At 73.4% G+C, this 25,437-nt stretch carries 19 protein-coding genes; 11 read left to right on the plus strand and 8 right to left on the minus strand.

Annotated features, from left to right (window positions below):
* Positions 1–130: 130 nt before the first annotated feature.
* The 4 genes from trxA to Athai_RS13315 all read right to left on the minus strand — a co-directional run bounded on the left by trxA (position 131) and on the right by Athai_RS13315 (position 4,760).
* Positions 131–508, minus strand: coding sequence for a thioredoxin (gene trxA, locus Athai_RS13300; protein WP_203961779.1), 378 nt, complete (start codon positions 506–508; stop codon positions 131–133).
* A gap of 106 nt (positions 509–614) precedes the next feature.
* On the minus strand, positions 615–1,526 hold the full coding sequence (locus Athai_RS13305; protein ID WP_203961780.1) for a 2-hydroxyacid dehydrogenase: 912 nt from the start codon (positions 1,524–1,526) through the stop codon (positions 615–617).
* A gap of 23 nt (positions 1,527–1,549) precedes the next feature.
* Positions 1,550–3,703 (minus strand): putative bifunctional diguanylate cyclase/phosphodiesterase, encoded by a 2,154-nt coding sequence (locus tag Athai_RS13310; RefSeq protein ID WP_203961781.1) that lies wholly within the window; start codon positions 3,701–3,703, stop codon positions 1,550–1,552.
* 241 nt (positions 3,704–3,944) lie between these two features.
* Positions 3,945–4,760 carry a TrmH family RNA methyltransferase gene (locus tag Athai_RS13315; RefSeq protein ID WP_203961782.1) on the minus strand — a complete coding sequence of 272 codons (816 nt, stop codon included), beginning with the start codon at positions 4,758–4,760 and terminating at the stop codon, positions 3,945–3,947.
* Between the two features lie 104 nt (positions 4,761–4,864).
* On the opposite strand from Athai_RS13315, the gene Athai_RS13320 reads away from it, so the two are divergent.
* Positions 4,865–5,722, plus strand: a complete 858-nt coding sequence (locus tag Athai_RS13320) for a spermidine synthase (protein WP_239156910.1) — start codon at positions 4,865–4,867, stop codon at positions 5,720–5,722.
* A 34-nt stretch (positions 5,723–5,756) separates the two neighbouring features.
* Here the strand turns inward: Athai_RS13320 and add are convergent, their stop codons facing one another.
* Positions 5,757–6,764 carry an adenosine deaminase gene (add, locus tag Athai_RS13325; RefSeq protein ID WP_203961783.1) on the minus strand — a complete coding sequence of 336 codons (1,008 nt, stop codon included), beginning with the start codon at positions 6,762–6,764 and terminating at the stop codon, positions 5,757–5,759.
* 279 nt (positions 6,765–7,043) lie between these two features.
* Here add and Athai_RS13330 point away from each other — a divergent pair, with 279 nt between their 5' ends.
* The 8 genes from Athai_RS13330 (at position 7,044) to Athai_RS13365 (ending at position 17,192) form a co-directional block, all read left to right on the plus strand.
* Positions 7,044–7,745, plus strand: coding sequence for a response regulator transcription factor (locus Athai_RS13330; protein ID WP_203961784.1), 702 nt, complete (start codon positions 7,044–7,046; stop codon positions 7,743–7,745).
* Between the two features lie 51 nt (positions 7,746–7,796).
* Complete coding sequence (locus Athai_RS13335; protein ID WP_203961785.1) at positions 7,797–9,104, plus strand: sensor histidine kinase; 1,308 nt, start codon at positions 7,797–7,799, stop codon at positions 9,102–9,104.
* A 174-nt stretch (positions 9,105–9,278) separates the two neighbouring features.
* Entirely contained in the window at positions 9,279–10,208 is a 930-nt protein-coding gene (locus tag Athai_RS13340) for a 5-dehydro-4-deoxyglucarate dehydratase (RefSeq protein WP_203961786.1), read from the plus strand.
* The gene (locus Athai_RS13345; RefSeq protein WP_239156911.1) at positions 10,201–11,502 is read left to right on the plus strand and encodes an enolase C-terminal domain-like protein; all 1,302 of its coding nucleotides are present in this window, start codon (positions 10,201–10,203) and stop codon (positions 11,500–11,502) included. The genes Athai_RS13340 and Athai_RS13345 overlap by 8 nt, the downstream gene beginning before the upstream one ends.
* Positions 11,496–12,791, plus strand: coding sequence for an alpha-amylase family protein (locus Athai_RS13350; RefSeq protein WP_203961787.1), 1,296 nt, complete (start codon positions 11,496–11,498; stop codon positions 12,789–12,791). Before Athai_RS13345 ends, Athai_RS13350 begins: the two co-directional genes overlap by 7 nt.
* A 213-nt stretch (positions 12,792–13,004) precedes the next feature.
* On the plus strand, positions 13,005–14,150 hold the full coding sequence (locus Athai_RS13355; RefSeq protein WP_203961788.1) for an EfeM/EfeO family lipoprotein: 1,146 nt from the start codon (positions 13,005–13,007) through the stop codon (positions 14,148–14,150).
* A gap of 40 nt (positions 14,151–14,190) precedes the next feature.
* The gene (gene efeB, locus Athai_RS13360; protein ID WP_203961789.1) at positions 14,191–15,423 is read left to right on the plus strand and encodes an iron uptake transporter deferrochelatase/peroxidase subunit; all 1,233 of its coding nucleotides are present in this window, start codon (positions 14,191–14,193) and stop codon (positions 15,421–15,423) included.
* 155 nt (positions 15,424–15,578) lie between these two features.
* The gene (locus Athai_RS13365) at positions 15,579–17,192 is read left to right on the plus strand and encodes a phospholipase C (protein WP_239156912.1); all 1,614 of its coding nucleotides are present in this window, start codon (positions 15,579–15,581) and stop codon (positions 17,190–17,192) included.
* 55 nt (positions 17,193–17,247) lie between these two features.
* On the opposite strand, the gene Athai_RS13370 is transcribed toward Athai_RS13365, so the two are convergent.
* The 3 genes from Athai_RS13370 to aceA form a co-directional block, all read right to left on the minus strand.
* Positions 17,248–17,808 carry a DUF3307 domain-containing protein gene (locus Athai_RS13370; protein ID WP_203961790.1) on the minus strand — a complete coding sequence of 187 codons (561 nt, stop codon included), beginning with the start codon at positions 17,806–17,808 and terminating at the stop codon, positions 17,248–17,250.
* A 268-nt stretch (positions 17,809–18,076) separates the two neighbouring features.
* Positions 18,077–18,853, minus strand: coding sequence for a polyphosphate--glucose phosphotransferase (gene ppgK / locus Athai_RS13375; RefSeq protein WP_203961791.1), 777 nt, complete (start codon positions 18,851–18,853; stop codon positions 18,077–18,079).
* A 189-nt stretch (positions 18,854–19,042) separates the two neighbouring features.
* Positions 19,043–20,416: an isocitrate lyase gene (aceA, locus tag Athai_RS13380; RefSeq protein WP_203961792.1), complete on the minus strand. Its 1,374-nt coding sequence runs from the start codon at positions 20,414–20,416 to the stop codon at positions 19,043–19,045.
* Positions 20,417–20,611: 195 nt separating this feature from the next.
* Between aceA and Athai_RS13385 the strand changes: the two genes are divergently transcribed.
* Positions 20,612–22,078, plus strand: coding sequence for an XRE family transcriptional regulator (locus tag Athai_RS13385; protein ID WP_203961793.1), 1,467 nt, complete (start codon positions 20,612–20,614; stop codon positions 22,076–22,078).
* Between the two features lie 318 nt (positions 22,079–22,396).
* Positions 22,397–25,423, plus strand: a complete 3,027-nt coding sequence (gene aroA, locus Athai_RS13390) for a 3-phosphoshikimate 1-carboxyvinyltransferase (protein ID WP_203961794.1) — start codon at positions 22,397–22,399, stop codon at positions 25,421–25,423.
* Positions 25,424–25,437 lie beyond the last annotated feature (14 nt).

Below are 25,437 nucleotides of genomic sequence, written 5' to 3' on the forward strand. Positions count from 1 at the left end.
TCTCGGGGTGTTCGTTCGTGCCGCCGGACCGAACGCGTGGGCAGACGACGACGGCGCGGGTCCGACCGTGGTCGGGCCCGCGCCGTCGAGACGACCGCGGTGGTCGGGCCGGTGTGGGCCCGGTCGGGTGTCAGGCCTCGGTGCCGCCGGCCTGCTGGTCGGCGACGCTGGCCCGGACCTCGTCCATGTCGAGCTTGCGGGCCTGGTCGATGACGTCGGTCAGCGCCGACTCGGGCAGCGCGCCGGGCTGCGAGAACACCACGATCTTGTCCCGGACGATCATCAGGGTCGGGATCGACCGGATGTCGAACGCGGCCGCCAGCTCCTGCTGCGCCTCGGTGTCGACCTTGCCGAACACCAGGTCCGGATTGGTCTCCGCGGCCTTCTCGTACACCGGTGCGAACATCTTGCACGGGCCGCACCAGCTGGCCCAGAAGTCGATCAGCACGGTGTCGTTGCTCTCCAGCGTGCTGTTGAAGTTGTCCTTGGTCAACTCGACGGTCGGCACGGTGTCCCCTTCCGGATCGATACCCCTCGGGGGTAACAACGGTGGCCGGCCCCCGCGCATTCCCGGCGCGGGCGCCCGTCGGTCCACCGTAGCGCGCAGGCCGAACTCAGCCCTCCCGGACCACGTTGCGCAACGGCGCACCGGTGACGAACCGGTGCAGCTGGTCGCCGATGAGCCGGCGTGCCCGGGGATAGAAGGTCGCCGAGCCGCCCGCCACGTGCGGCGTGATCAGCACGCCCGGATGCGACCACAGCGGGTGGCCGGCCGGCAGCGGCTCCGGATCCGTCACGTCCAGCGCGGCCCGCAGCCGGCCCCGCCCGGTCTCCGCCGCGAGCGCCTCGGTGTCCAGGGTGCGGCCGCGACCGACGTTGACCACCAGCGCGCCGTCCGGCAGCGCCGCCATCGCGGTGGCGTCGAACAGCCGCTCGGTCGACTCGTTGTCGGGCAGGATCAGTACCACGATGTCGGCTTTCGGCAGCAGCGCGGGCAGCTCGGCCACCCCGTGCACCCGCGTCTCGGGCCGGGCCGACCGCGCCACCCGGACCACGCTCGCCTCGCAGGCCAGCAGCCGGCGCTCCAGCGCGGTACCGATCGAGCCGTACCCGACGATCAGCACCCGGCTGTCCGCCAACGACCGGGTGTAGTGCGGCTCCCAGCGGCGCTCGCGCTGGTCGTCCACCCAGGTCGGCAGGTCGCGCTGGGCGGCGAGGACCAGCCCCAGGGCGTGCTCGGCGGTACTGGCATCGTGCAGCCCCCGCCCGTTGCACAGCGTCAGGCCCGGACGGAGCAGCGGGAGGAGCTGTTCGTACCCGGCGGTCAGCGCCTGCAGCACCCGCAGCCGGGGCATCGCGGTGACCAGGCCCCGAGCGCTCGACACCCCGTACGGCAGGACGTAGAACGAGACGTCGGAGACGTCCGGCGGCGCGCCCTGCCCGTCCCACACGTCGACGCGCAGCGTGGCCGGCCAGCCATCGCCGCCGTCGGTGAGCTGCCACGGGACCAGTACGTGCTCAGCCATGCCTGCCGATCCTAGAAGGTCGCCTACGGGCGGCGCTTCGAGGACGCCCCCTGGTCGGGCGGCACCACGGTGCGGCCGGCGGCGAGCAGCTCGTCGAGGTGCGCCGCCGCGGCGGGCCGCCCGTACCGGAAGCCCTGACCCCACTCGCAACCCAGCTCGCGCAGCCGGGACTCCTGCCGGGCGGTCTCGACCCCGCCGGCGGTCACCGTCAGCCGCAGGGTGTGCGCGAGGGACACCAGGGCCCGCACGATCGCCACGTCGGCCCGGTCCGGGTGGCTGGGTGCGTTGAAGCTCTCGGTGAACGAGCGGGCGAGCTTGATGCCGTGCACCGGCGCCTGCCGCAGGTGCACCAGGTTGGAGTATCCGGTGCCGAAGTCGTCGATCACGATCCGAACTCCCGCGTCGTACAGGGTGTTCAGCGCGGCGACCGGCTCGGCACCGATCAGCGCGCGTTCGGTCACCTCCAGCTGCAGCGCCTCGGCCGGCAGGTCGGCGGCGGCCAGCGCCTGCCGGACGTCGTCGACCAGGTCGGCGGCGCACACCTGGCGCACGGTGAGGTTCACCGAGACCACCGGCGCCCAGCCGTACCGGTCGAGCCAGCGGCGGGCCTGCGCGCAGGCCGCCCGCAGCACCCAGCGGCCCAGCGGCACGACCACCCCGGTCTCCTCGGCGATGCCCAGGAACGCCTCCGGACCGAGCTCGCCGAGCCGTGGGTGCCGCCAGCGCACCAGCGCCTCCAGCTCGGTCACCCGCCGGTCGGCGAGATCGACCACCGGCTGGTACGCCAGGGTGAACTGCTCGGTGCGCAGCGCTCCGGGCAGCGCCTCGGCGAGCAGCTGCCGGGCGGCCTGCTGCGCGTCGCGTTCCGGATCGAACGTGGCCCAGCAGCCCTTGCCGGCAGCCTTCGCCCAGTACAGCGTGATGTCGGCGGCGCGCATCAGTTCGGCGGCGTCGGTACCGAGGGTGGCGCGTTCGATCACCCCGATGCTCGCCGAGACCGACAGCTCGTGGCCGCCCACGGTGATCGGTTCGTCGAGCGCGGCGAGGATCCGGTCGGCCAGGGCCACCAGCTCCGCCTCGCCGGCCGAGTCGGCCCGCAGCACCATGAACTCGTCCCCGCCGAGCCGCGCGACCAGGCTGTCCGACCCGGCCGCCGCGGCGATCCGGTCGGCGACGTGTCGCAGCAGCTCGTCCCCGACGTGGTGGCCGAGGCTGTCGTTGATGATCTTGAAGCCGTCCAGGTCGAGGAAGCACAGCCCGATCCGACCGGCCCCCCGGCCGAACAGCCGGTGCAGCCGTTCGGTGAACAGGGTGCGGTTCGCCAGGCCGGTCAGGGTGTCGTGGGTGGCCTGCCAGGACAGCGTGTCGGCCAGGTGGTGCCGGCGGGTGTTGTCCTCGCCCATCACCACCAGGTACGAGGGCCGGCCGGCCGAGTCGCGCACCACCGACACCGCGAGCAGCGCCCACAGCAGCTCGCCGTCGTCGGCGACCAGCCGGCGCTCGGTGCGGATCCGGCCGACGGTACCGGTGGCCAACCGGTCCGAGACCATGTCGCGCAGGCTGTCCCGGTCGTCCGGATGGACCAGGCCGAACAGGTCGCGGTCGGTGAGCCCGCCGGGTGCGCTGCGCAGCATGGTGTTCAGCGCGTCGTTGGCCGCCACCACCCGGCCGCCCAGGTCGGTCAGCGCGATCCCCATGGCGGAGTCCGCGTACACCGCGTGGAACCGCGCCTCCGCCGCGGTCAGCGCGCGCTCCGCGCGGGCCTGTGCCTGCATCGCGGCCAGCCGGATCATCTCCTGCTCGGCCAGGGTCCGGCCACGCAGCGCCGCGGTGTAACCGGCGGCGAGGCCGGCGGTCAGCGTGCCGTGCTGCTCGGTGGGCAGCGCCGGGTCCAGCGCGATCAGCGTGCGGGCCAGCGCCTCGGTGTCGGTGAAGTGCTCGGCGACCAGCCGGCCACCGACCGCGACGGCGGTGTCGTACCCGCCGTCCGGGTCGGTGCCGGCCGCGAACAGCTCCTCGACCAGCGGCCGCAGCCGGCCCGCGAGCGCGCCCCGGGCCACCGGCACCACGCTGGTCTGCCAGATCGCGGCCGCCCAGTGCGCGGCGGCGCGGTCGACCCGACCGCGGGTGCCGTCCCGAGTTCCGGCCGCGGTGCGGCGGCCGGCGTGCCCGCTCAACGTGCGGGTCCGATCCGCCCGAACGGCTCGACTGGTGCGCTCACGACGCACCCGACCGCCTGCCGGCCCGGTGCTGCGCCCGGCCCTGTCACGCCTCTGCCCCCCGGCTGCCGGCGTCCACCGGGTCGGCGGCGCCGCGTGTTGTCCCAACTGCCTGATCGATCATAATGCGCCTCGGTTGTACCGTGCCCGCCGTGATGATCACGGTCGGACGACACCACCGGGCCGGCGCGACCGCCGCTCAGCGCGGGGCGCGTTGCCCGGCGGCGTGATACAGCACCAGGCTGCCGGCGACCGCCGCGTTCAGCGAGCTGGCCGAGCCGCCCATCGGGATCCGCACCATCGCGTCGCACGCCTCCCGCCAGGCGCTGGACAGGCCGGACGTCTCGTTGCCCACCACCAGGACGGTCGGCCCGGTCAGGTCGGCGGCGGGAAGTTCGACGGCGCCGGTCTCGTCGGTGCCGACCAACCGCACCGGCAGGCCGCCGGCACGCAGCCGCGCCACCCAGGCGAGTACGTCCCGGCGCTCCGCCCGGACCACCGGCAGCGCGAACAGCGAACCGGTCGACGCCCGCACCGCGCGCGGCTCGTACGGGTCGGCGGCGTGACCGGTGACGATCACGCCGGTGGCGCCGAACCCGTCGGCCGAGCGGGTCAGGGTGCCGATGTTGCCGGGGCTCGCGGCCCGGTCGAACACCACCGCGAGCAGGTCCGGTCCTGCGGGCAGCCGGTCCAGCCGGTCGGGTTGCTGGTGGGCGATCGCGACCAGTTCCGGTGGTTCGTCCTTGCCGCCCAGTTCGGCCAGCAGCTCGGGGGCGACCTCCACCAGCTCGGTGGCGGGGCAGCGGGCGACCAGATCGGCCGCCCACCCGGACAGCCGCCGACCGTACGGCCGCAGCAGCGCGGCGAACCGCCAGCCGTGCCGGACCGCGAGCGTGATCGGCCGGACCCCCTGCACCACGAACAGCCCGGACCGGGTGCGTTTGGTGCGGTTGCCGAGCAGTGCCTGCCACTGCTGGAAGCGGGCGTCGCGGCTGGTGACCGCGCGGTGGGCCATACCGCTCCTTCGCCGTACGAGTCTGGATCGCGTCCTGCAACCTACCGGCTCCGGCCGGGCCGCCCCGCCGGTGCCCGGCGGCGAGCGGTGACGATACTGGCCGGGTGGCGGGCAGACGACGGGGCGGTGCGGTGGTGCGCGCCGAGGTGGACACCGGTACCGCGGAGCTGGTGGCGGACCCGGACAGGCCCGACGCGTACACGTTGTTGCTGGACGCCGCGCTGCAGTCGCACGTGGACCTGGCCGACCCGACCCGGCTGGAGTTCGAGTACGTGCGGTGGCTCGGCGACCTGCTCGACCTGATCGCCGCGCCGGCGGCGCCGATCGGCGTGCTGCATCTGGGTGGTGGCGGGCTGACGCTGCCGCGCTACGTCGCCGCGACCCGGCCCGGCTCGCCGCAGCGGGTGGTGGAGCGCGACGGCGCGCTGGTGGAGATGGTGCGCCGGGAGCTGCCGCTGCCTCGGGAGTGCCGGCCGCGGATCCGCGTCGGGGACGCCCGCGAGGTGGTGCAGGCGATGCGTCCGGCCAGCGTGGACGTGGTGATCGGCGACGTGTTCGCCGGTGCCGCCATCCCGGTCGAGCTGACCAGCGTGGAGTTCCTGACCGCGGTCGCCCGGCTGCTGCGACCCGGCGGCTGCTACCTGCAGAACGTGGCCGACGGTGCCGGCTGCGCGTTCACCCGCAGCCAGGTCGCGACGCAGCGCGCCGTGTTCGCCGAGACGCTGCTGGTCTCGGACGCCGCGGTGCTGCGCGGTCGCCGGTTCGGCAACCTGGTGCTGGCGGCGGCGGACCGGCCGTTGCCGGTCGCCGAGCTGACCCGCCGCGGCGCCGGCGCGGCGTTCCCCGCCCGGGTGATGGCCGGCGAGCAGCTCGACCGCTTCGTGGCCGGCGCCCGGCCGGTCACCGACGCCACCACCACCGCCAGCCCGCGACCGCCGAGATCCCCGTTCCTTTCCGGCTGACCGGGTCGACCGCTTCAGGCGGTGCCGGGCTGGTTCAGGCGGTGCCGGGCTGGGCGGCCGCCCAGGCGTCGATGTCGCGGCACAGCGCCGCGCGGACCGGCTCCGGCGCGAAGGAGGCCTCGACACCGGCGCGGGCCAGCTCGGCGAGCCGCGCCGGTCCGAAGTCGAACGCGTCGGCGATCCGCCGGTACTCGGTGCTCAGCGTGGTACCGACCACCGCCGGGATGTCGGTGTTGACGGTCACCGCGAGCCCGGCCGCGCACAACGCCGGGAGCGGGTGGGCGGCGAACGACTCGACCACTCCGAGCGCGACGTTCGACGACGGGCAGACCTCCAGCGCGACGCCCCGCTCGCGTACCTCGGCGAGCAGGTCCGCGTGCTCGGGATCGTCGTCCAGGATCCGGATGCCGTGGCCGAGCCGGGCGGCGTGGCCGCGCCGGACCGCCTCGGCGACGCTCGCCACCCCGGCGGTCTCGCCGGCGTGATGCACCAGGGCCACGCCGGCGTCGGCCGCCTCGTCGAGCACCGTGGCGAACGGAGCCAGCGGGTACGCCTCGTCGCCGGCCAGCCCGATCGCGACGACCGCGGGCGCGTGGCTGCGGGCCAGCGCGACGGTACGGCGCAGCCGTTCCACCCCGCGCCGCCGCGAGTGGTCCAGGATCACCCGGGTGACCAGGCCGTACCGGTCGTGGCCCTCGGCGAGCCCGTCGAGTACCGCGGCGAGCGGCATGCCCGGTGCGTCCAGTCGCTCCTCGTGTGCGGCGGCGGTGAACGTGATCTCGGCGTACCGCAGGCCCTGCCCGACGGCGTCGGCGCAGAACTCCACCGCGACGCGGCGGAAGTCGGTCGCGGTGACCAGGCAGGCCCGTACCGCGGCGCCGTGGTCGCCGAAGGCGCGAAACCCGTCGAACCGCCGGCCGCTGGTGTCGTCGGGCAGCGGCCGCCCGTTGCGCGCGGCGAGTTCCCGCAGCGTGTCGCGGCGGATGGTGCTCTCCAGATGGACGTGCAGTTCGGCCTTGGGCAGCCGGGTCAGGGTGCTCACCCGCCGGACGGTACGGCCGTGGTGGCCCGGACCGCGAGTGGATTGCGTGCCAGCAGGATCGATGGCGGCGTTTGCGGGACGGATGACCGGATTCGGATCCGGCGCGCCTCTTGCGGCCGGCTAACCATTCCCTTGCCTTCGGGCACCTAGCTTTGAAGGCACACGCGAACGACGCCAGGGGGTGCTGGGCCGGTGACCGGACCGGTGGGGGGCGGCGAGGGGTCGCCGTCTGGTACGACCGCGACCAGCGAGGCGGGGCCGGCCGGTAGGGTGTCCAGCATGGCGCGGTTGCTCGTGGTGGAGGACGACGCCACGATCGGCGGGTTGTTGGAGCCGGGGCTGCGGGCGCACGGCCACGACGTGCGCTGGGTGCGCTCCGGCCGGGACGCGCTGGGCGCCGCGGCGAGCACCGAGTTCGACCTGGTGCTGCTCGATCTCGGGCTGCCCGACCTGGACGGGGTCGAGGTGTGCCGTCGGCTGCGCGCCGCGCAACCCGGCTGCGTGCTGGTGATCCTCACCGCGCGGCGCGAGGAGATGGACGTGGTGGTCGGCCTGGAGGCCGGCGCCGACGACTACCTGACGAAGCCGTTCCGGTTCGCCGAGCTGCTCGCCCGGATCCGGGCGCACCTGCGCCGGGGCGCGCCGGCGCCGCCGCACCAGCAGTCGCTGCGCATCGGCGAGCTGGTGGTCGACGGCTCGGCTCGGCGCTGCACCCTCGGCGGGGTGGAGGTGTCGCTGCGGGCCAAGGAGTTCGACCTGCTGGCCCGGCTGGCGGCCGAGCCCGGCGTCGCGATCAGCCGGGAGCGGCTGATGTCCGACGTCTGGGACGAGAACTGGTTCGGCTCGACGAAGACGCTCGACGTGCACATGGCCGCGGTACGGCGGCGCCTCGCCGACGCGGAGAGCCAACTCGGCAACGGTGTGGTGGCACCGCGGATCACCACCCTGCGCGGCCGCGGCTACCGGATGGAGGCGGACTGATCGGCGGGCGGCCGGCCGCCGGGCGGCCGGCCGGATCCGGGAGGTAGCGGCGTGCGCCAGCGCATCCTGTCGGTCGGCCTGCTCGCCGCGATCCTCGCCGCGGGCCTGTTCGGCATCCCGTTCGCGGTGGTGCTCGGCCAGTTGCAGGTCGCCGACGCGCGGGCGGAGATGGAACGGGTCGCCGACCGGACGGCGGTGGACATCACCGCGGACTACGCGACTCGCCGCGCCCCGGAGTCGATCCCGCACACGTCGCACGGCATCGTGCTCGGCCTGTACGACGGGAACGGCCGGCTCACCGACGGCGCCGGGCCGGCCCGGGCCGACTCGGCGGTGCGCGCGGCGATGTCCGGGGGCCAGGTCACCACCGGCGAGGACACCGGTGAGCTGGTCGTGGCGGTGCCGGTGGAGAAGGGCGAGCGGGTGGCCGGTGCGGTGCGCGCGTCCACCTCGCGCAGCCAGGTGTACTGGCGGACCGTGCCGACCTGGTTGACCATGGCCGGTCTGGCCCTGGTCGGCATCGTGGCGGCCACCGTGTTCGCCCGGTGGCAGGCCGGCCGGCTGGCCGAGCCGTTGCAGCGGTTGGCCGGGGCGGCCCGCCGCCTCGGCGACGGCGACTTCAGCGTCCGGGCCCGCACCATCGGCATCACCGAGATCGACTCGGTGGCGAACTCGCTCAACTCCACCGCGGACCGGCTGGGCGGGCTGGTCGCCCGGGAGCGGGCGTTCTCCGCGCACGCCTCGCACCAGCTGCGCACCCCGCTGACCGGGCTGCGGCTCGGGCTGGAGATGGCGCTGGAGAAGCCGAACGGGGACCTGCGCCCGGACGTGCTCGCCGCGATCGAGCACGCCGATCGGCTGGAGCGCATCGTCGACGACCTGCTCGACCTGGCCCGGGACGTCCCGCCACCGAACGAGCCGCTGGACGTCGCCGGCCTGCTCGCCGACCTGCGTGCGGACCGGCTGCCCACGCTGACCGCGGCGCGGCGGTCGCTGCTGGTGGCGGTGGAGGGTGACATCCCGCGCTGCGCCGCCTCGGTCAGCGCGGTGCGCCAGATCCTGTCCGTACTGCTGGACAACGCCACCGTGCACGGTGCCGGGCAGATCACCGTGACGGCCCGCAACGCCGGCGGCGCGCTCGCGATCGACGTCGCCGACGAGGGCGCGGGTACGGCCGCGTCCGAGCAGGCGCTGTTCGCCCGGCGCAGCGGTGCGGCGGCCGGGCACGGGATCGGGCTGCCGCTGGCGCGCAGCCTGGCCGAGGCGGAGGGCGGCCGGCTACGGCTGACTCGGCCCGCGCCACCGGTGTTCACCCTGCTGCTGCCGGCCCGCCGGGCCGAGTGGGCGAACGACGAGTAGGCCGCCCCGGTACGAGCCCGGGCAGGCGGCCCGCGGCGGGTGTGCGGTGCGGTGCGGAGGTTCGTCACGCCGGCCGCTGTCGCCTTGACCCTGCTCCTTTGCCGGCCCTAACGTCATCACGAACGATGATCTGAATACTGGATGCCGTCCACATATGTGGACGCAGGAGGTTCGATGCGACTCGACGGGCTGCTCTCGTTCCCGCTGACCCCGTTCACCGCCGACCGTGCCGACGTGGCCTGGCCGGTCCTGTCGGACCACCTGGAACGACAGCTGGCCGCCGGTCCGACCGCGCTGTTCGTCGCCTGCGGTACCGGCGAGCTGACGGCGCTGTCGGCCGCCGAGTACGAGCGGGTGGTGGCCACCGCGGTCGCGGTGACGGCCGGCCGGGTGCCGGTGTTCGCCGGGGTGGGCGGTGGGCCGCAGGTGGCCCGGGAGAACCTCGCCGCCGCCCGCCGGGCCGGCGCCGACGGCGCGCTGCTGCTCCCGCCGTACCTGGTGGAGTCGACACCGGCCGGGCTGGTCGAGCACGTGCGCTGGGTCGCCGGTGGCGGCGGGTTGCCGGTGGTGGTCTACCAGCGGGCCAACGCGGTGCTGGACCCGGCGGCAGCGGTCGCGCTGCTGGACATCGACGAGGTGGCCGGCATCAAGGACGGCCGCGGCGACGTCGACGCGATGCTGCGCATCGTCACCGCGATTCGGCACAGCGGCCACCGCCGGGCCGGCGGCTTCCAGTTCCTCAACGGGCTGCCGACCGCCGAACTGTCCGCCGCCGCGTACGCCGCGATCGGGGTCGCCGCCTACTCCTCGGCGGTGTTGACGTTCGTGCCGGACATCGCGACCGCGTTCCATGCCGCGGTCACCGCTGGCGACGAGGCGACCGCCGGTGCCCTGCTCGCCGCCTTCTACCTGCCGTTCGCGGCGCTGCGCGCGCAGGCGCCGGGGTACGCGGTGGCGCTGGTCAAGGCGGGCGCCCGGCTGTCCGGCCAGGACGTCGGCGGGGTCCGGCCGCCGCTGACCGACCCGCCGCCGGAGCACGAGCGGCAGCTCGCCGCGATCGTCGAGGCCGGCCGCGCCGCGCTCGCGGAGGTGCGTCGTGGCTGACCGTGGAGCCGCCGTCGGAGCCGGTCGCTTCGGCCGCGGCGATCCGATCGACGAGGTGGTCGTCACGCCGGTCGCGTTCGCCGACCCGCCGCTGCTCAACGCCGCCGGCGTGCACCAGCCGTACGCGCTGCGCTCGATCGTGCAGGTGCGCACGGTGTCCGGGCTGACCGGGCTGGGGGAGACCTACGGTGATGCGGCGCACCTGGAGCTGCTGCGCCGGGCCGCGCCGGCGCTGCGCGGACTGGACATCTTCGACACCAACGGGATGGCCGGCCGCGTCGCCGCCGAGTTGCACGGCGCCGAGGCGCCGGACGCGCACGGCCTGACCGGCGCGTCCAGCCCGAGCAAGTCGCTCGCCCGGGTGGTGTCGCCGTTCGAGGTGGCGATGCTCGATCTCGCCGGCCAGCGCACCGACCGGCCGGTCCACGCCCTGCTCGGCGGCCGGGTGCGGGACGCGATCCCGTTCGCCGCGTACCTGTTCTACAAGTGGGACCGGCACCCCGGCGGGGAGCCGGACGGCTGGGGCGCGGCGCTGGACGCGGACGGCATCGTGGCGCAGGCCCGCGCGATGGTCGACCGGTACGGCTTCCGCTCGCTCAAGCTCAAGGGCGGCGTGTTCGAGCCGGACGCCGAGATCGCCGCGGTGCGGGCGCTGCGGGCGGCGCTGCCGGAGCTGCCGGTACGGCTGGACCCGAACGCGGCGTGGACGCTCGCCACCTCGCACCGGGTGGCCCGCGAGCTCGCCGGTGACCTGCAGTACCTGGAGGACCCGACCCCCGGCCGGTACGGGATGGCCGCCGTCGCGGCGCGCGCGCCGATGCCGCTCGCGACGAACATGTGCGTGGTCGCCTTCGAGCATCTGCCCGAGGCGGTACGGCTGGGTTCGGTCCAGGTGGTGCTGGCCGACCACCACTACTGGGGCGGGTTGCGCGCCTCGATGCGGCTGGCGGCGATGTGTGACGTGTTCGGCATCGGCCTGTCCATGCACTCCAATTCGCATCTGGGCATTAGTCTGGCCGCCATGGTGCATCTGGCGGCCGCCGCCCCGGCGCTGTCGTACCCGTGCGACACGCACGCGCCGTGGGCGACAGACGACGTGGTGACCGCGCCACTGTCCATAGTGGACGGTTCGGTCTCGGTGCCGGACGCGCCGGGGTTGGGGGTCACCCTCGACGAGACGGCGCTGGACCGGCTGCACCGGCAGTACCTCGACTGCGGCATCACCAGCCGCGACGACGCCGGCTACCTGCGCACCGTGCAACCGGAGTTTCGCAAACGGGTCGCCGCATGGTGACCGCGCGGGTGGTGGGGTACGCGTACCCGTGGGACGTGCTCGGCGATCCCGCCTTCGTCTCCCGGGTCCGCGCTCTCGGCGTCACCGAGGTCGCGCTCGCCGCGAGCTACCACGCCACCCGCGCCGCCACCCCGCTGCACCCCGACCACCTGGTCGTCGAGGCGCGCGAGGCCGCGCTGTACCGGCCGGTGCGGCAGCACGCCTGGTCCGGCCGCCGACTCGTGCCGCTCGCCGCCGACTGGGTGCCGGGCGACGACCCGTTCGGCGCCGCGACCGTCCGGCTGCGGGCCGCCGGCATCTCGGTCACCGCCTGGGTCGTGCTCGCGCACGCCACCCACCTCGGCACCGCGCATCCCGACGTCGCGGTCCGCAACTGCCGCGGCGACTCCTACCCGTACGCGCTGTGCCCGGCCAACCCGGAGGTACGCCAGTACGCGGCGACGCTCGCCGCCGAGGCGGTGCGTGGTGTGCCGGTCGACGGCGTCTCGCTGGAGGCCTGCGGCCAGCTCGGCATCGACCACAACGGCCGGCACGAGAAGACCACCGGGGTGTTCCCGCCGGCCGCCCGGCGCGCGCTGTCGGTGTGCTGCTGCGGATACTGCACCGCCGACTGGATCCGGCGCGGCCAGGATCCGGACCAGGTCGCGGAGCGGCTGTCCGCCGGGATCGGCGGCGTACTCGCCGGCAGCCACGGTGCCGATGCGCCGATGTCGGAGCTGGTCGGCGACCGGATCGCGGAGATCGTGCTCGCCACCCGGCGCGATTTCGCCGCGGCGCTGCGCGCCGACGTGCTGGCCGCGGTGCACGGGCATGCGCCGTCCGCCCGGATCACCCTGCACGGCCGGGCCGAGCCCTGGGCGACCAGCCCGGACGTCGCGGTCGACGCCGACACCGTGCGCCCCGTGGATCCGCCCGGCGCCGGCCAACCCGACGACGGCGGACGGGTGGTGCCGGCGGTCGATGCGGTGCTCACCTCCTGCTGGCCGACCACCCCGGCCAGTGTCGAGACGCTGGCACACACCCGGTCGGTGCTGCCGGACGAGGTGAACCTCGGCGCGTACCTGACGGTGCTGCCACCGGCCGACGCGGACCGGATCGTCGACCACGCTGGCGCCCTGCTCGGGGCCGGCGCCACCGAGCTGCACCTGTACCACCTCGGGTTGGCGCCACCGAGCGGGCAGGAACAGCTGGCCGAGATCGTCCGCCGCTGCCACACCGACGAGTCGGTCGACGAACCCGAACCCGATCCCACCGACGTCGACTCGCCCGAGCTGGGCCCGCCAGCCTGACCGATCCGGTTCCGACGCCGATGTGCGTGATGCGGCGGGGGTCGTGACCGCGCAGGCGGCGACGGTCGGGCTGGGCGTGTTCGACGGCTTCACCGTGGCCGGGTGATCGGCGGATGGCCGGGCCGTGAACATCACGGTCGTGGGGGTGCCGCGGCACGACCCTGGACCCTAGGCTGTGGCACCGACGGCGAACGGGGACGAAGGACGGTGGCGGTGCGGCGCGGGCGACGGACGGCGGTGGTCGCCGCGATGGCGCTGCTCGCCATGGCGGGGTGCACCCGGCACGACAGCGGCGAGGTGGCGCTGACGGTGTCCCGGTCCGGCTGCGGCACCGAATGGCACGATCCGCACGGCGGTGAACGCACGTTCCAGGTGCACAACGTCGGCATCAACACCACCGAGGTGGAGCTGGTCGATCCGGCCAACGGCGCCGTCTACGCCGAACTGGAGAACCTCGGCCCCGGCTCGACCCGCCCGATGCAGGTCACCCTCGGTCGCGGCCGGTACGCGTTCCGCTGCCTGCCGGAGGACACTGACGCGATCACCGGCCCGACCGTCACGGTCACCGACGGCCCGAAGCGCGGGGCGCCGGCCGTGGTCCCGGTCGACGAGCAGGTGCTGCGCGGTTCGGTGACCACCTACCGGTCGTACGTGCAGCACGCGTTCCCGGCGCTGCGCCGCGACGTGGCCCGGCTGGACAGCGCGGTCCGCTCCGGCGACCGGGCCGCGGCGCGGCGGGCGTGGCTGCCGGCCCACCTGGACTACGAGCGGCTCGGCGCGGCGTACGGGACGTTCGGTGACCTGGCCGACGCGATCGACCGGCTGCCCGCGGGCCTGCCGAAGGGCGTGCACGATCCGGGCTTCACCGGCTTCCACCGCGTCGAGTACGGCCTGTGGCACGGCGAGTCGCTGCGCACCCTGCGTGCGCCGGCCGGCGCGCTGGACTCGGACGTGGCGAAGCTGGTCGAGAAGTTCGGTACCGAACGGGTCGATCCGAACGACCTGCCGCTGCGCGCGCACGAGATCCTGGAGATGACCTTGCAGTTCGAGCTGACCGGCGAAGCCGACCAGGGTTCGGGCACCACACTGGCCACCGCCCGGGCCAACGTCGACGGGACCGACGCGGTGCTCGACGCGCTGCGTCCGGTGCTGAAGTCGCGCTACCGCGGTCTTTCCGGCGCGGACGCCGCGCTGCGCCGGCTGCGGACGCTCTTGGACGCGCAGCAGCGGCACGGCGACTGGACGCCGGTCGACGAGCTGTCCGCCGCGCAGCGCCGGGCGATCGACGGCGCCACCGGTGCGGCGCTGGAGCGGCTCGCCCCGATCGCCGCGCTGGCCCAGGTACGGCGGGCCGGATGAGCGGGCGTCCGGCCGGCGTCGTGCTGAAGGAGGAACATCGATGAGCGAGCCGCGGTGGCCCCGCCGGCAGCTGCTGACCGGCGCGATCGGCGTCGGTGCCGGGGCGGTGGCCGGGGTCGGCGCCACTCTCGGCACCCAGCAGTACGCGCACGCCGACGAACCGGCGGCACCCGACCACATCGCCTTCCACGGGGCGCACCAGGCCGGCGTCGTGGACGCCGCCCCCGCGCACAGCACGTTCGTCTCGTTCGACGTGCTGGCGGCCGACCGCGCGCAGCTGGCTGAGCTGCTCGCCACGATGACCGAACGGGCGAGGTTCCTGACCGCCGGCGGTACCCCGGCCAACCCGGGCATCACGGCACCGCCGGACGACTCCGGCATCCTCGGCCCGCAGGTACCGCCGGACCGGCTCACCGTCACCGTCGGGGTCGGCGCCTCGCTGTTCGACCACCGGTACGGGCTGGCTGACCGGCGCCCCAGCCAGCTGCGGCCGATGCGCACGTTCCCGAACGACGATCTGGATCCGGCCTGGTGCCACGGTGACCTGAGCGTGCAGTTCTGTGCGCCCAACCGGGACACCGTGATCCACGCGCTGCGCGACGTCACCCGCGCCACCCGCGGCGGGATGCAGATCCGGTGGAAGATGGACGGCTTCATCCCGCCGCCCCGCCCGTCCGGTGCGCCGCGCAACCTGATGGGCTTCAAGGACGGTACCGCGAACCCGGACACCTCCGACGCGCACCGGATGAACCGGGTCGTCTGGCTGGGTCGGGAGTCCGGCGAACCGGGCTGGACGCGGGGTGGCAGCTACCAGGTGGTGCGGTTGATCCGGATGCGGCTGGAGTTCTGGGACCGGGTCTCCACCTCCGAGCAGGAGCTGCTGTTCGGCCGCCGCCGGGACAACGGCGCCCCGCTGGACGGCACCCACGAACGCGACGTCCCGCAGTACGCGAAGGATCCGATCGGTGCGGCGATCCCGCTGACCTCGCACATCCGCCGGGCGAACCCGCGGACCGCGAAGACCGCGGGATCGGTGCTGCTGCGCCGGCCGTACAACTACGATCGTGGCGTCGACGCGGTCGGCGACCTGGACATGGGTCAGCTGTTCCTCTGCTACCAGCGTGACCTCGCGGCGCAGTTCGAAGCCGTGCAGACCCGGCTGATCGACGAACCGCTGGTCGACTACATCACGCCGTTCGGCGGCGGGTACTTCTTCGTGCTGCCCGGCGTGCGCGACCGGCGCGACCGCTACGGCAGCGCGCTGCTCGCGTGACGTCCACTGTGGACTGACCGCGTCTTCACCCGCCGGCCAACCGGCGTTGGTGCGGCGGCCATCGGCGCCCGTCAGAGTGCGGGCGGTGCCCGGACCACCGGGTTCCGCCGGCCGACCCGGCCGGCCTTCCGCTCCGCGCAAGGAGGCGAGTGGGCGTGAAAGCCCGCATCCGAACCCGTACCGCCAAGCTGGCGGTCGTCACCGCGGCGGCCATCGCCGCGGTGACCGTGGTCGCCGGTACCTCGGTCAGCTGGGCCGGGCACGGCCACGGCCACGGCCACAAGCCGGTGCACACCGCGACGCCGATCAAGCACGTGGTGGTCATCTTCGGTGAGAACATCTCGTTCGATCACTACTTCGGCACCTACCCGCACGCGGCGAACACCGACGGCACCCCGTTCCACGCCGCCCGGCACACCCCGTCGGTCGACGGCCTGTCGCACGACCTGCTGACCGACAACCCCAACCAGTACGACCCGAAGCGGCTCACCCCGTCGCAGGCGATGACCTGCGACCAGAACCACGGTTACGGGGCCGAGCAGAAGGCCTACGACGGTGGCAAGGCCGACAAGTTCGTCGAGTACACCGAGACCGACACCTGCACCGGGCAGCCGATCCTGTTCGGTGAGCCGGGCCTGGTGATGGACTACTACGACGGCAACACGGTCACCGCGATGTGGAACTACGCCCAGCGGTACTCGATGAGCGACAACTCGTTCAACACCACGTACGGGCCGTCCACGCCGGGCGCGCTGAACCTGGTCTCCGGCCAGACGCACGGCGGCTACGCGGTCGACCCGGTGACGCACGAGAAGACCTCCGACTCGTACGTGGTGGCCTCGCCGGACGCCGACGGAGTCGGGACGGTCATCAACGACCCGGACCCGGCGTTCGACGACTGCTCGGACAAGAACCACACCGCCGACGAGAACCTCGCGGTGATGACCGGGGACAACATCGGCGACAAGCTGAACGCCAAGGGAGTCACCTGGGGCTGGTTCCAGGGCGGCTTCCGGCCGACCGGCACCGCCAACGGGTACGCGGTCTGCGGCGCCACGCACGCCAACGTGGGCGGCAACCAGGTGGTGGACTACAGCCCACACCACGAGCCGTTCCAGTACTACGAGTCGACCTCGAACCCGAAGCACCTGCCGCCGTCGTCGGTGCGGGCCATCGGCCACACCGACCAGGCCAACCACCAGTACGACATGAGCGACTTCGACGCCGCCGTGGCCGCGAACAACGTTCCCGCGGTCAGCTTCCTGAAGGCGCCGGCCTACCAGGACGGGCACGCCGGCTACTCCGACCCGCTGGACGAGCAGCAGTTCGTGGTGAAGACGCTGAACGAACTGCAGCGTTCCAAGGACTGGAAGTCCACCGCGGTGGTGCTGGCCTACGACGACTCGGACGGCTGGTACGACCACGTCGCGCCGACCGTGATCAACGGGTCGAGCGACTCGGCGCAGGACCAGGCGGCCTGCACGGCGAGGTCGTCGGCCGGCGGGTACGCCGACCGGTGCGGGTACGGGCCGCGGCTGCCGCTGCTGGTGCTCTCGCCGTACGCGAAGCGCAACCACGTCGACCACACCCGCACCGACCAGACCTCGGTACTGCGGTTCATCGAGGACAACTGGCACACCGGGCGGATCGGTGACCACTCGTTCGACAGCCGGGCCGGCAGCCTGGCCGGGATGCTGGACTTCCGGCGCCGGCCGGACACCCGGCCGCTGATCCTCGACCCGAGGACCGGCGCGGTCACCCGGCACTGAGTACGGAGCGTCCGGCGCCGACCCGCGGCTCGTCGCGGGGCCGGCGCCGGACGTGTCATCGCGGTGCCGACACCGCGGCGGGCGCGATGGCGTGGGCGGCCCGGCGCCGCTCGACCACCAGCCCGGCGGCCACCAGGACGGCGCCGGCGCCGGCCACCGCGACCAGACCCGCCAGGGTCCGCACACCCGCCGCGGCCACCGCCGCGACCAGCAGCAGGCCCAGGTGCAGCGACTGGTCGACCAGGTAGGGCCCCTCCGACCAGTCGTCGGCGCGTTTCGCGGCGAGGAACCACTGCACCACCCAGCGCCGATCGATCACCGCGTGGCTGCTCGCCGAGACGGCCAGCGCGGCCAGCACCCCGAGCAGGCCGACCGGCGCGACCATCGCGACCAACGCGAGGCAGGCGGCCTGGACCGCGGTGTAGACCAGCACGTGCCGCAGGCACCAGCTCCAACCCCGCCACGGCGGCGCGCCGCGGGCCAGCTCGGGCAGGCTCGGCGCGCCCTTGCCGGCCGCGGCGGCGGGGCTCTGCAAGGGGTGGTCACCGAGATGGTGGCCGGCGAACAGCGCCACGTACGTGGCAGCCGCAACGGCTGCGGTCTCGACGGTCGGCATGGCGCGTGCGCTCCTTCCGCAGGTCCCCGGTGACCCGCTGGGATGTCGTCGGCGGCAACCGTGCCGCCTGGCGCAATCGTGCTTGCTCGTGCCGCGCTCCGGTGTCCTGCGCAGGACACCTTGACCGTCGTCTCGATCACTCAGCGTCGTGGTGGATCCGGCGCCGCGCCACACCACGCTGGCGGCGGGGTGATCGTCGGATACGAAGTGTCATGAACGACCCGTTCGGGTGTCGTATGTCCGACGCGTCCCGGGTACCCCGGACGGGTCAGCGGGTGGTGGCGTCGACCGCCGCGCCGACGATGCCGGCCTCGTTGAGCAGTTCGGCCGGCCGCAACTCGGTGGGTACCTCGGCCAGCTCGGGGAGGAACTTGTCGGCCTTCTTGCTCACCCCGCCGCCGATGATCACCAGCTCCGGCGACAGCAGCGCCACGACATGAGTCAGGTACCGGCGGACGTGGTGGTGCGCCCAGTGCGACCAGCTCTGGTCGGCGCGTTCCCGGGCGGCCGCCGACGCGTGCTTCTCCGCGTCGTGGCCGTCGATCTCCAGGTGGCCGAACTCGGTGTTGGGCACGAGCAGGCCGTCGACGAACAGGGCGCTGCCGATACCGGTACCGAAGGTGAGCAGCAGCACCGTGCCGGGCCGGCCGCGCCCGGCGCCGAACCGCATCTCGGCCACGCCCGCCGCGTCCGCGTCGTTGAGTACCGTCGCCGGCCGGCCCGTCGCCTTGGTGAACAGCGCGTGCGCGTCGACCCCGACGAAGGAGGGCGCGAGGTTGGCCGCGGTACCGATGACGCCGTGGCTGACCACGCCGGGGAACGTGACGCCCACCCGACCGTTCCAGTCGAAGTGCCGGACCAACTGCGCGACCACGTCGGCGACGTTGTCCGGGGTCGGCGGGTGCGGTGTCTCGATCCGGAACCGCTCACCGACCAGTTCGCCGCTGCCGACGTCGACCGGCGCCCCCTTGATGCCACTGCCGCCGATGTCGATGCCCAGTACGTGCACGCTCGCCTCCCGGGGTCGGTGCGCCCAGTACAGCATCCCGGCGGCGCTCGCGTCGGCGTGTCCGGCGGCAACGGGGTCGTCCCGTGGCCGGGCGGGCGCCGGGTGTCCGCGCCGTCGGGCCGCCGGCGTGGCGCCGGCGGCCCAGCGGGTCCGTGGCCCCAGCGGATCCGCGGCCCCAACGGATCCGGCGGGCCGGGCAGGTTCGGTTCAGACGGGCTCGGTGGTTCAGGCGGCCGGCGCCTTCTCGGTGCTACCGAACTGCTCGGCCTCGGTCGATCCGGACAGCGCGGTGGTGGACGAGTTCGGCGTGATCGCCGTCGACACCAGGTCGAAGTAGCCGGTGCCGACCTCGCGCTGGTGCCGGGTGGCGGTGTAGCCCTCCGCCTCGGCCGCGAACTCCGCCTCCTGCAGCGTCACGTACGCGCTCATCCCGGTCTGCGCGTACCCGCGGGCCAGGTCGAACATCGAGTGGTTGAGTGCGTGGAACCCGGCCAGCGTGATGAACTGGAACGAGTACCCCATCGCGGCGAGTTCACGCTGAAACTTCGCGATCGTCTCGTCGTCGAGGTGCCGCTTCCAGTTGAACGACGGCGAGCAGTTGTAGGCGAGCATCTGGTCCGGGTACTGCCGCTTGATCGCCTCGGCGAACTTGCGCGCCACGCCGAGATCCGGCGTCCCGGTCTCCATCCACAGCAGGTCCGCGTACGGCGCGTACGCGAGACCCCGAGCCACGCAGGCGTCCAGTCCGTTGTCGACCTTGAAGAACCCCTCCGCGGTCCGTTCGCCGGTGACGAAGCGCTGGTCGCGCTCGTCCACGTCGGAGGTGAGCAGCGTCGCCGCCTGCGCGTCGGTCCGGGCGATCACCACGCTCGGCACCCCGGCCACGTCGGCGGCCAGCCGCGCCGCGTTGAGGGTACGGATGTGCTGCCCGGTCGGCACCAGCACCTTGCCGCCCAGGTGCCCGCACTTCTTCTCGCTGGCCAACTGGTCCTCGAAGTGCACCCCGGCGGCACCGGCCGCGATCATCGCCTTCATCAGCTCGTAGGCGTTGAGCGGCCCGCCGAAGCCGGCCTCGGCGTCGGCGACGATCGGCGCGAGCCAGTGCACCTGCGTGTCGGCGTCCTCGGTGCCCTCGGTCTGCTGCTCGGCCCAGGCGATCTGGTCGGCGCGCAGCAGCGCGTTGTTGATCCGGCGCACCGCGGTCGGCACCGAGTTGACCGGGTACAGGCTCTGGTCCGGGTAGGTCTGGCCGGCCTGGTTGGCGTCCGCGGCGACCTGCCAGCCGGACAGGTAGATCGCCTGCAGCCCGGCTCGGACCATCTGCACCGCCTGGCCGCCGGTCAGCGCGCCCAGGGCGGGCACGAACCGTTCCGAGCGCAGCAGCCGCCACAGCCGGCGGGCGCCGAGGCGGGCCAGGGTGTGCTCCTCCTGCACCGATCCGCACAGCCGCACCACGTCGGTGGCGGTGTAGTCACGGGTCACCCCGTACCACCGCGGGTCGGTCCGCCAGAGCCGCTCCAGTTGGGCCGCCTTGCTCTGCGCCGTCGCGGCGGTACGGGTCTGTCCGGACTCCGGGGTGTGCGTGTTCGTGGTCGACATGTCGCTGCCTCCTGCCACAGGTGCGCTGGTGATCGCCGACGCGTTGTTGCACATCGCTGGGCCCGCCGCGTGGCTGCCGGTCGCGGGCGAACCGAGGACGGTGCCTCGCGATACCGACGAGTCTGTGGCCGCGGGGGTGGCGACCCCAGCCGAATGTGAGCTGAAGATCTGCAGAATTTCAGCTAGAGTGAAGTGATGCCGAAGTTGCAGTCGAAAGAAGATCAGAGTTTCACCGCGGAGCTCGATCTGGCGACCTTCGGGCAGCGCTTGAGGCACCTGCGCGGCCGGGCCGGGCTGACCCTCGCCGAGCTCGGCCAGCGGGTCGGCCGGTCCCCGTCCGCGCTGTCGATGCTGGAGAACGGTCGGGTCGAGCCGAAGCTGTCACTGCTCACCGCGCTCGCCGGGGAACTCGGCTGCGCCCTGGACGACCTGCTGTCCAGCGAGCCGCCCACCCGGCGCGCCCAACTCGAACTCGCCCTCGACGCCGCCCAGCGCGACCCGCTGTACGCGGCGCTCGGGCTGCCCCGGCTGCAGGTCTCCCGCCGGGTGCCCACCGATGTCCTGGAGCACCTCGTCGGGCTGTACGGGGAGTTGAAGCGGCGGGACGCCCGCCCGACCGGTACCCCGGAGGAGGCGCGGATCGCGAACGCCGCGCTGCGCACCGAGATGCGCGAGCGGGACAACTACTTCGCCGGCATCGAGCGGCTCGCCGCCCAGTCCCTGGAGGCTGCCGGGTACGGCGGCGGCGCGGTCTCCGAGGGCCTGCTGCTGGCGCTGGTGTCGCACGCCGGTTTCACCCTGCGTTACGTCGCGGACCTGCCGCACTCGGTGCGGTCGGTGACCGATCTGCGGCATCGGCGCATCTACCTGGCCAGGGCGAGCTTCGGGATGCACACCCCGCGCACCGTGCTGCTGCAGACCCTCGGTCACTTCCTGCTCGGTCACGACCAGCCGCGCGACTTCGCCGACTTCCTGCGACAGCGGGTGGAGGCGAACTACTTCGCCGCCGCGGTGCTGGTCCCGGAGTCGGCCGCGGTGCCCTACCTGCGGCAGGCGAAGAAGGCGCGCGACCTGTCGGTGGAGGACCTGCGGGACGTGTTCGCCACCTCGTACGAGATGGCCGCGCACCGCTTCACCAACCTCGCCACCCGGCACCTGGACCTGCGCTGCCACTTCACCAAGAACGACGAGTCCGGGATCATCTACAAGGCGTACGCCAACGACGGGCTGGTGTTCCCGACCGACGCCACCGGCGCGATCGAGGGCCAGCGGATGTGCCGGTACTGGTCGGGCCGGCAGGTGTTCGCGGCGCCGGACCGGTTCTCGATCCACTACCAGTACACCGACAAACCGAACGGCACGCACTGGTGCGCGGCGTACGTCGATCCGAGCCGGGACCGCAACTTCGCCATCACGCTCGGCGTCCGGTACGCCGACTCGCGCTGGTTCCGCGGGCGGGAGACGACGAACACGGCGAGGTCGGCCTGCCCGGACGGGGAGTGCTGCCGGCGGCCACCGGCGGAGCTGTCCCGGCGCTGGGACCAGCTCGCCTGGCCGTCGGCCCGGGCGCACTCGCACATCCTCGCCGCGCTGCCGCCCGGCACGTTCCCCGGCGTCGACGAGACCGACGTGTACACCTTCCTGGACCGGCACGCGGAGTAGACGGCCCGCCGTACGGGGAAAAGGACGAAGTTCAACGATTCGGCCGAGCGTGGATTATCACTACAATTGGTGTGACTCTTGTTACTGAGCAGACACATGCCCGTACTGCCTGGTAACCGACCCGGGCGGGTGTAAGTTCCGAACCGGATCTACGGGGCCGTAGGTTACGGGCCCGTAGGGGATGTCCGCAGCACCGATTCGGGTGGCGCGAGGGTTCCCGACCGCTCGGCTGTGTTCGAGTGCGGCACAAGTCGATACGACCGCAGACACCGCGCCAACCTGCGACTTCCGCTTGCAGGCGGTTCGTTGGGAGGTCACGTGCATCTGTCAGTCGCCGGGACGAGCGAGCCACTGACCGGTGAGGTCGTCGTTCCGAACTCCAAGTACCACGCGCACCGGGCGCTGATCCTGGCCTCGCTCGCACCCGGTACCAGCACCGTGCGCGGTCTGTCCGACGCGCACCACGTGCACTACACCGTGGAGCTGCTGCGCGCGCTCGGGGTCCGCGTCGAGATCGGCGGGGACACCTTCGTGGTGCACGGCGGCGGATACCACCCGGTGCGCGAGACGGTGACCGCCGGCAGCTCCGGTACCACGCTGTACTTCATGATCGGGCTCGCCTCGCTCGCCGACGCGCCGGTCACCGTCACCGGCCAGAAGTACTTCCAGCGCCGCCCCGTCGCGCCGCTGCTGCGGGCGCTGACCCAGATGGGAGTGAGCCTGTCGTCCGCCGACGGCTGCCCGCCGATCCAGGTACAGCCGAAGCGGCCGACCGGTGGCCGGGTGCGGATCCCCGGCACGCTGTCCCAGTGGATCTCCGGGCTGGTGCTGCTCGCGCCGTTCGCCACCGGCCGGACCGTCATCGAGGTGGAGGGCGAACTCAACGAACGCACCTACCTGAGGCTCACCGTCGACATGATGCGCCGGTTCGGGCTGGCCGTCGACGTCGCCGACGACTGGCGCACCTTCACGATCGAGCCGAACCAGCAGGCGGTACCGGCCACCGTGACGTTGCCGCCGGACATCGGCTCGGCCGCGTTCGGCCTGGCCGCCGCCGCGATCCACCCCTCCGACGTGCTGTTCCACGGGATGACCAGCACCGCCGCGGCGGACACCGACCACCCCGAGGCCGACCTGCTGTCCATCGTGGACCGGATGGGCCTGACGCTGGACTACGACGCCGCCGCCGGTGCGGTCCGGGTCCGGCACGACGGCGCACCGCTGAACGCCACCGAGGTCGACTGCCGGGACCTGCCCGACATGCTGCCGGTGCTGTCCACGATGGCCACCTTCGCCCGCGGGACCACCGTGCTGCGCAACGTCGGGCACGCGCGGCTCAAGGAGTCCGACCGGGCGTCGGCGATGCTGCAGCTCAACCGGATGGGCGGCCGGCTGGAACTGGCCGAGGCGACCCTGCGGGTGCACGGGGTACCGGGGCTGACCGGCGCGAGCATGTCGTCGTTCAACGACCATCGGGTACTGATGTCGCTCGCGGTCGCCGCCTCCCGCGCGGCGGGCCGGTCCAGCCTCACCTACCCCAACGCGTACCGGATCTCCTACCCGCAGTTCCTCACCGCGATGAACGGCATCGGGATCGAGATGTCGGTCGCCGACGGCAGCGGTACCGGCCGGCCCCGCCGCTCCCGCAGCCGCAAGGCGCCCGCCTCCGCGGAGGTACCGATCAGCGAATGGGTGCAGCGGTGGGCCACCGAACGGCCGCACGCCACGGCGGTGGTCGACGTGCGGCCCGGTGCGATGCACACGCACAGCTGGCAGGAGCTGATGGAGCAGGCCGACCGCGTTGCCACGCTGCTGCTCGATCTCGGCGTCGAGCGCGGTGACCGGGTCGCCTTCCAACTGCCGAACTGGTTCGAGTTCGTGGTGATCGCGCTCGCGACGCTGCGCATCGGTGCGGTCTGCTGCCCGCTGATGCCGATCTTCCGGGAACGTGAGATGGCCTTCGCGCTGCGCCGGTCGCGGGCCAAGGTGCTGTTCGTGCCGGACACCTTCCGCGGCCGGGACCACCGCCAGGAGGTGGCGGCGCTGCTCGGCGCCGGGATGTCCGGCAGCGTGGACGACGCCGCGCCGGGCGCCGGTACCGGTCTCGACGCGCTGACCGACGTGATCGTGGTACCGGCCAGCGACGCGAATGCGGACCGGCTGCGGCTGCCCGAGGGCGGCAGCGCCGCCTGGCACAGCTACCCCGAGCTGTTGCGGGACGTGACGATCGACGTGACCCGGCTCGGTGCACAGCGGCCCGGCGCGGACGCGACGGCGCAGCTGCTGTTCACCTCCGGTACCTCCGGGGAGCCGAAGGCGGCGCTGATGCGGGGCCGTTCGCTGACCACCGCCGCGCTGATGGAGGTGCGGCACCTGGGGCTGGGCCCGGACGACTGCGTCTACATCCCGTCGCCGCTCGCGCACCAGACCGGCTTCCTGTACGGGATGTGGCTGGCGTTCGTGCTCGGCGCCCCGCAGGTGATCCAGGGCCAGTGGTCCTCGTCCCGGGCGCTGCGGGCGATGCGTGACCACCGGGTCAGCTTCGTCCAGGCGGCCACACCGTTCCTCGCCGATCTGGTGAAGGGCGTCGAGGACGGCGACCGGGCACCGGAGTCGCTGCGCGTCTTCGTGGCCACCGGCGCCGCGGTACCGCGCGGCCTGGCCGAGCGCGCCACCCGGATCCTCGGTACCACGGTGTGCGGCGCCTGGGGCACCACCGAGACGTGCCTGGGTACGCTCGCCGCGCCAGGCGACGAGCCGGCGAAGACCTGGGGTACCGACGGTCGGGCGCTCGACGGCATCACCATCCGCATCGTCGACGACGAGGGGCGGCAGCTGCCGGCCGGTGTCGAGGGCAACTTCGAGCTGAAGAGCCCGACGTTCTTCGAGGGATACCTGGACCATCCGGAGTGGACCGCGGACGCGTTCACCGGCGACGGTTTCTTCCGCACCGGGGATCTGGGCATCATCGACGAGTCCGGGTACATCCGCATCACCGGCCGGGTCAAGGACGTGATCAACCGGGGCGGGGAGAAGGTGCCGGTGTCGGAGATCGAGCAGTTGCTCTACCAGCATCCGTCCGTGGCGGAGGCCGCCATCGTCGCGATGCCCGACCCCCGGCTGGGCGAGCGGGCCTGCGCGTTCGTCGTCCTGGCGCCGCACGCCGACCTCGACTTCGGCGCGATGCAGAAGTACCTCAACACCCACCAGGTGGCGAAGACGTACTGGCCGGAGCGGCTGGAGCTGGTCGACGAGCTGCCCCGCAACCCGACCGGCAAGATCCAGAAGTTCCTGCTGCGCGAGCGGGCCCGCGCGCTGCGCCCGGACCGGGACGGTGCCCGGTGACGCCGCCCACCAGC

It is taken from the genome of Actinocatenispora thailandica (assembly GCF_016865425.1).
GTDB classification, from domain to species: Bacteria; Actinomycetota; Actinomycetes; order Mycobacteriales; family Micromonosporaceae; genus Actinocatenispora; species Actinocatenispora thailandica.